Annotated in this window: 1 protein-coding gene; it reads left to right on the top strand. The window is 38.3% G+C overall.

Translation table 11 applies throughout. The features are described 5' to 3' along the window. The first annotated feature begins 152 nt into the window (after positions 1 to 152). Positions 153 to 1064, top strand: coding sequence for an integron integrase (locus C2M35_RS15155; protein WP_105265697.1), 912 nt, complete (start codon positions 153 to 155; stop codon positions 1062 to 1064). The last annotated feature ends 142 nt before the right edge of the window (positions 1065 to 1206 follow it).

Raw genomic sequence — 1206 nt, 5'->3', positions numbered from 1 at the left:
AGTTAACTTATTGCCAATATTATTAAAAATAGCTATTGCTCGTTTTCATCTTGCGACAAAAGCACGCGATTGGGTCGTTTTCTTGACTATGTGAGCGATTACGCCATAACTGTTTTAATATACAGTATTTACATATTTTCAAAGGAATGAAAATGAAAACTCGCTCGCCTTATTTAAATTACATCGCAGACTACATGTTGACTCGACAGTATTCACTGAGAACGGTTAACGCTTACCTTAGTTGGATATCTAATTTCATACATTTTCATAATAAAAGACATCCCACTACTATGGGTGATAACGAAGTGGTTGAGTTTTTAGACCACTTAATTTTAAAGAGAAATATGTCGCCTAGAACGCAAATGGCCGTATTAAATGCATTAGCGTTTTTGTACAAACACATAGTAAAAGAAGAATTGTCGTTGGACTTAAAATTTGTCAAAAGCAATAGACAACCCAAATTGCCAGTCGTAATGACACCAGAAGAAGTCAAAGAAATATTGTCGTTTATGAAAAAGCGCTATTACATAATTGCGGGATTAATGTACGGAAGCGGTTTAAGGGTAATGGAGGCGGTGCAGCTCAGAGTGAAAGACATTGATTTTGACTATAAATGTATTCAAGTCTGGAATGGAAAAGGCAATAAACATCGAATTGTAACACTTGCAAATGAGCTTATTCCATTGTTAAGAAATCAAATTATGCAAGTGGATGAATATCTACAACTTGACTTAAAAAATGAACAATATGCCGGCGTTTGGATGCCGAATGCGTTAGCAAAGAAATATCCATCTGCGAACAAGTCGTTGGCTTGGCAGTATCTATTTCCATCCTATAAATTAAGCGGCGATCCAAAAACGGGAGAAATTCGTCGACATCATTTTCATCCAACTTGTGTCAGGAAGGCGGTGAAGGCTGCTTTAAAACAGTCGGGGATTACAAAGTTAATTACACCACATACGTTTAGACACTCGTTCGCGACTCATCTTTTGCAATCAGGAGCAGACATTCGCAGAAAAACGCCCGAAAAAAGCACTGCTTTTTTAGTTTTGAACGCGAGGTAAGGATACCGAGCTGGGTGGTCGCAGGGATGCTAACCAATAAGTTAGATATAGAAAGAAAGTGGTGGAGCTAAGCAGGGTGAAAAACGCCCGAAAAAAGCACTGCTTTTTTAGTTTTGAACGCGAGGTAAGGATACCGAGCTGG

Source organism: Pseudoalteromonas sp. T1lg76 (genome assembly GCF_002964725.1).
GTDB lineage: Bacteria > Pseudomonadota > Gammaproteobacteria > Enterobacterales > Alteromonadaceae > Pseudoalteromonas.
This window is presented reverse-complemented; position numbering and strand designations above follow the sequence as displayed.